This window comes from Streptacidiphilus anmyonensis (assembly GCF_000787855.1).
Lineage (GTDB): Bacteria > Actinomycetota > Actinomycetes > Streptomycetales > Streptomycetaceae > Streptacidiphilus > Streptacidiphilus anmyonensis.
On record NZ_BBPQ01000138.1, the window covers coordinates 1 to 4893 of the forward strand.

At 72.4% G+C, this 4893-nt stretch carries 6 protein-coding genes; 3 read left to right on the top strand and 3 right to left on the bottom strand.

Features of this window, described 5'->3' with window-relative positions; translation table 11 throughout:
- Positions 1-105 precede the first annotated feature (105 nt).
- Positions 106-774, top strand: a complete 669-nt coding sequence (locus TR50_RS41915) for a class I SAM-dependent methyltransferase (protein WP_042435905.1) — start codon at positions 106-108, stop codon at positions 772-774.
- A 3-nt stretch (positions 775-777) separates the two neighbouring features.
- Here TR50_RS41915 and TR50_RS47500 read toward each other — a convergent pair whose 3' ends face one another.
- The 3 genes from TR50_RS47500 to TR50_RS41925 form a co-directional block, all read right to left on the bottom strand.
- Complete coding sequence (locus TR50_RS47500) at positions 778-927, bottom strand: hypothetical protein (protein WP_160311293.1); 150 nt, start codon at positions 925-927, stop codon at positions 778-780.
- A 148-nt stretch (positions 928-1075) separates the two neighbouring features.
- Positions 1076-1762, bottom strand: coding sequence for a response regulator transcription factor (locus TR50_RS41920; protein WP_236654824.1), 687 nt, complete (start codon positions 1760-1762; stop codon positions 1076-1078).
- Positions 1759-3048, bottom strand: coding sequence for a sensor histidine kinase (locus tag TR50_RS41925; protein ID WP_052441904.1), 1290 nt, complete (start codon positions 3046-3048; stop codon positions 1759-1761). The genes TR50_RS41920 and TR50_RS41925 overlap by 4 nt, the downstream gene beginning before the upstream one ends.
- A 272-nt stretch (positions 3049-3320) precedes the next feature.
- Between TR50_RS41925 and TR50_RS41930 the strand changes: the two genes are divergently transcribed.
- Together TR50_RS41930 and TR50_RS41935 are read left to right on the top strand one after the other, a co-directional pair.
- The gene (locus TR50_RS41930) at positions 3321-3869 is read left to right on the top strand and encodes a hypothetical protein (protein ID WP_042435910.1); all 549 of its coding nucleotides are present in this window, start codon (positions 3321-3323) and stop codon (positions 3867-3869) included.
- 142 nt (positions 3870-4011) lie between these two features.
- Positions 4012-4884 (top strand): aminoglycoside phosphotransferase family protein, encoded by an 873-nt coding sequence (locus tag TR50_RS41935; RefSeq protein WP_042435916.1) that lies wholly within the window; start codon positions 4012-4014, stop codon positions 4882-4884.
- The last annotated feature ends 9 nt before the right edge of the window (positions 4885-4893 follow it).

A 4893-nucleotide genomic window follows, 5' to 3' on the forward strand; every position in this document is an offset into this window, starting at 1 on the left:
GTTACGGGGCGTCGCCGTTCTGACGTCCGGTCCGATGTCGATGATCTGACCCGCCTCTGCGGAAGTCCGGTTACCGTACTGCCAGTCTGAAGACGGGGGTTGGCTGTGAGCGGTGCGGCGGAGTGGCTGGCGGAGACCCGGGCGTCCTACGACACCTTGGCCTCGAGCTATGCGGACGCGGTGCGTGACCTGCTTGAGGAGACGCCCTACGAGCGTGCGCTTCTGACGCTCTTCGCCGACTTCGTGAAGCGCGGCGGCGGTGGACCGGTCGCGGACGTGGGATGCGGCCCGGGGCGGATCACGGGGTTCCTGAGCGGACTCGGCGTGGAGGCCTTCGGCCTCGATCTGTCCCCGGCGATGATCGAGGTCGCCCGGCGGGAGCACCCCGGTCTTCGGTTCGAAGTCGCGTCCATGACCGACCTGGACCGAGCCGTCGACCTCGCCGACGGCTCACTGGCCGGCCTGGTCGCCTGGTACTCGCTGATCCACGTCCCCGACGACGTGATCGGCACGGTGTTCGCGCAGTTCCGTCGTCTCCTGCGTCCGGGCGCTCCGTTGCTGCTGGGCTTCCACGTCGGGGAGGGCCCGGAGCTGAAGACGCGGGGATACGGCGGCCACCCCATCCGCGTCGTCGTACACCGCCGTCGGCCGGACCAGATCGCAGGCTGGCTCGACGAGTCCGGCTTCGAGGTGGAGGCGCAGATGACCCTCGCCTCCGCGGAGAGCAGGCTCGGGGGAATCCTCATGGCGCGCCGTCGAGCTGACGGTCAGTAGAACTCAGTCCCGGCGGGTGTCGGAGCCGGACTGGCGGCTCTGCCGGCGAGAGCCGTGGAGGTCCTTGGCGTGCTTGCGGAGGACGAACATGGCGGCCATGACGAGGCCGGTCGGAAGGCCGATCCAGGTGGCGATGTCGTGTGCGAAGAACATGGCGTACTCCCTGATGTGTTCCGGGCTCTGTTCCGGCGGTCCTTCGGTTCGACCGCACGCCCTTCACGCTAGGGAGGTGGCCACGGGCCGGACATCGCCGCACGGTTGCAGGCCGGGTGGAGACCGGGTGGAGACGAGGGATCGCCGGTCAGGAGGTGGCGCCGGGGTCCGCGTAGCCGTGGGTGTAGGCGTAGCGGATGGCCTGGGCCCGGTCCCGGCTGCCGGTCTTGGTGAAGATGCGGTTGATGTGCGTCTTCACCGTGGCCTCGCTGACGAACAGCAGGCGGGCGATCTCGCGGTTGGAGTGCCCCTCGGCGATGAGACGCAGCACGTCCGCCTCGCGTGCGGTGAGATCGTCGGCGGAGCTGTCCTTGTCGGCCGCCGCCGTGGTGGCTGTGGCGCCGGCGGCAGCGGCCAGCAGGGTGCGCTGGGCGGCGGGGTCGAGGATGGACTGGCCGGCGGCCGCAGCCTTCACGGCCCGTTCGATGTCGGCCCGGGTGGCGGCCTTGGTGAGGTAGCCGAGGGCTCCGGCCTGGAGCGCCCGGATGATCGAGGTGTCGTCCTCGTAGGTGGTCAGCACGACCACGCGCGCGGCGGGACGCTCGGCCAGGATCCGGGCGGTCGCCTCGATGCCGTCGCTGCGGGGCATGTTGAGATCCATGAGCACCACGTCCGGGGTGAGCTCGCGGGCGAGGTCGACGGCCGCGTTGCCGTCCTCGGCCTGGCCGACGACCTCCAGGCCCGGGAGTGTGTCCAGCAGCAGGGCCAGGCCCTCGCGGACGGCGGCCTGGTCGTCGGCGATGAGGACCCGGATCGGGGGCGTGGTACCGGTCACCCGGGAATTGTGACGCATACCCGCCAGGTGTTGTCGACGATCCCGGCTTCGAGCGTGCCGCCGGCCAGCAGGGCGCGCTCCCGCAGGCCGGTGAGCCCGTATCCGCCGCCAGTGGCGCCGAGCGGACGGTCCGTCGTCGTCTCGGGCAGCGGGTTGCTCGCGGTCAGCGAGGTCTCGTTCGCGGTGTAGGCGAGCACGAGGGTGACGGGCCGGCCCGGGGCGTGCTTGGCCGCGTTGGTCACCGCCTCCTGTGCGGTGCGCAGGATCGCGAGGGCCGCGTCGGGCTCCAGGTGCCGGGCCGTTCCCTCCACGCGGAGCGTCACCCGGGCCCCCTCGGGCGCTGTGCCGCCCCCTGGGGCGCTCTCTCGCGTCTCTCGCGCCGACCCGTCCTGGACCGCTTCCCGCCCAGGGTGTTCGGCGCCCGTGATGAGGCGGCCGAGCAGCTCGGGGAGCAGTGCGCTGTCCTCGCGGAGGGCGTGGACCGCGCGGCGGGTCTCGGTCAGTCCGGACCGGGCCAGGTCCCCGGCGCGCTGCACGCAGCCGAGGGCCTTGCCCAGGGCCGCATCCCCGGCCGTGGCCTCGCTGCCTTCCAACAGCGCCTGCGCGGCCTCGAGTTGCACGGTCAGTGCGCCCAGCGAGTGGGCGAGGATGTCGTGGATCTCGCGGGCGATCCGGGTGCGCTCGCCGAGGACCGCGGCCTCCGCCTCCGCCTGTTGGGCACGGCGCGTCTGCTCCAGCAACTCCTCGGCCTGGTCGGCGCGTTGGACGTAGCCGAGGCGGATCATGCCGGTGCCCAGGCCCGCTCCGATCAGGATCAGATAGCCCAGCATGTCCACGGTGCCGCCGCCGACGGCGATCGTGGAGACGGCGAGCGAGAGTGCGGCGGCGACGGCGATGGCGACGGAGACCTCCGGAACCAGCGCGGCAGCCGCGACCAGCGCCGCCACCGGGGCGGCGGCGACGCCCAGCCCGTGCGGCGACAGACCACCCAGCGCGCCTCCGCCGACCGCCGTCGCCGCCAACGCCACGGTCAGGGGTTTCGGCCGACCCTCGACGGCCAACCACATCAACCACCCCGCACCCGTCACGACCATCGCGACTGAGATCGCAAGCCCGCGTCCGTGTGCTCCTGGCGACGGATTCGCGCGCGCGGTACTGAGCAGCAGCGCGGCGAGGCCGGCGAGCCGCATGGCGCTGATCCCCCACCGGTATGCGCGCCGGTCGCGCACCGTGGTGACCGCGGCGGGGGATGCCTCGGAGGGAGCGGGGGCGTCGGGGGCGTGCATGCGGGCTCCCGGAGTCTGGGCGAGGGCCGCCCGAAGCCCAGGTGGTGGCCTGGGGCGGACCGGTTCCGTGCCCCGGACCCTACCGCGCTCCCGCCCCGCCGCAACGGTCGTGCGCCGGACGCGCCGGACGTGCCGACCGGCCGGCTGCGTCGGCCTCCACCCGGCCTCCACCCGGCGCCCACCCGCAGACCGACGAACCAGGCAGGGGCCCGCTCGTAGCGTCGAAGAGGTCAGCCGGAACAGAACCCCTCGACCCCGAAGAGGACCCCGTCATGAACGCCAGCGTCTGGATCGTCAACCTCGCTGTCCTGGTCACCGTGCTCCATGCCGACCTCGGCACCAAGAAGATCGCCTGGATGCGCATTCTCCGCCCGGTCCTGCTGGCCGCCGGTGTCGTCCCGATGTTCGCGAAGAACATCGCCACCTCCGGCAACGGACTGACGCTGGAGATCGCCGGCGCGGCCGCCGGCCTGCTGCTCGGCCTGATCGCCGCCGTACTGCTGAAGGTCCGCTACGACGGGGACCGCAAGGCGGCCTTCTCCACCGGTGGCGGCTGGTACGCCGCCCTGTGGGTCGCGGTGATCGGCGCCCGCCTGCTCTTCGCCTACGGCTCCGTCCACTTCTTCCCCGCGCAGCTCGGGCACTGGATGTTCACCCACCAGGTCACCGCCGACGCGCTGACGGACGCACTGGTCTTCCTGGCGGTCGGCATGCTGGTGGCCCGCACCTCCGTCCTGCTGGCCAAGGGGCGCCGCGCGACGCGGGCCCACCTGACCGACGCCGCCCCCAGCTCCGCCGGCCAACTGCGCCCCGTCGCCTGAACCGCAGCCGATATCGACCGCCGAGCCACCTGGTGGCTCGGCGGAATTCGTTTGACCGGATCCGTCCCCGACAGCTCCCATGGCGGACGCCGCGAAGCCGACGAGGACGAGGAAGTGGACGGTGCTCACCCGCATGGCCAAGATGCACGCCGACGAGGCGGACACGGACGCCGCACTCGTGCGCCGACTGCTGAGCGCGCAGTTCCCGCAGTGGGCCGCGCTGCCGGTCGAGCCGGTGGACCGCGTCGGAACCTCCAACGCCATGTTCCGGCTGGGGGACGACCTGGTCGTGCGCCTTCCCCGAATGGCCGGGGCGGCCGAGGACGTCGAAAAGGAGCACCGGTGGCTCCCGCGTCTGGCGCCGCAGCTGCCCGTCCCGATTCCGGTGCCCCAGGGCCAGGGAGTCCCGGGAGACGGGTACCCGTGGCCTTGGTCGGTGTACGGGTGGGTCGAGGGAGCCAACCCCGTCGTCGGGCAGCTCCGTGACGGCGACGTCTTGGCCGCGGACCTCGCGGCGTTCACGACGGCGCTGCGCCGCATCGACCCGATGGGCGGCCCCGACTCCTACCGGAGCGAACCCCTGAGCGCCCGGGACGCCTCCACCCGTCGCGCGATCGCCGACCTCCAGGCGCTCGTCGACGCAGACGCGGCTCTCGCGGTCTGGGAGTACGCAGTGCGTGCGCCGGAATGGAACGGCCCAGCGGCATGGATCCACGCCGATCTGCAGCCCGGCAATCTCCTGGTCTCCGATGGCCGGTTGAGTGGTGTCATCGACTTCGGCTGCCTCGGCCTGGGCGATCCCGCCGTCGACTTGATGCCGGCCTGGTACGTGCTGCCCGCCGTGGTCCGGCCGGGCTTCCGCGCCGCAGTGGGGGCGGACGACGCAGCCTGGGCCCGCGGACGGGGCTGGGCGCTGTCGGTGGCACTGATGGAACTCCGCTACTACCGGGGCACGAACCCCCTGATGGCGGCGATCGCAGGTCGCGTGATCGAGGAGATCCTGGCGGAGGGTTGACCCGTCCTT

What these genes read in the sequence shown, in the direction of transcription:
- TR50_RS41930 (WP_042435910.1), top strand. Translation starts at nt 3,321, where the DNA reads ATGAACGCCAGCGTCTGGATCGTCAACCTCGCTGTCCTGGTCACCGTG.
- TR50_RS47500 (WP_160311293.1), bottom strand. Translation starts at nt 927, where the DNA reads ATGTTCTTCGCACACGACATCGCCACCTGGATCGGCCTTCCGACCGGC.
- TR50_RS41935 (WP_042435916.1), top strand. Translation starts at nt 4,012, where the DNA reads ATGCACGCCGACGAGGCGGACACGGACGCCGCACTCGTGCGCCGACTG.
- TR50_RS41925 (WP_052441904.1), bottom strand. Translation starts at nt 3,048, where the DNA reads ATGCACGCCCCCGACGCCCCCGCTCCCTCCGAGGCATCCCCCGCCGCG.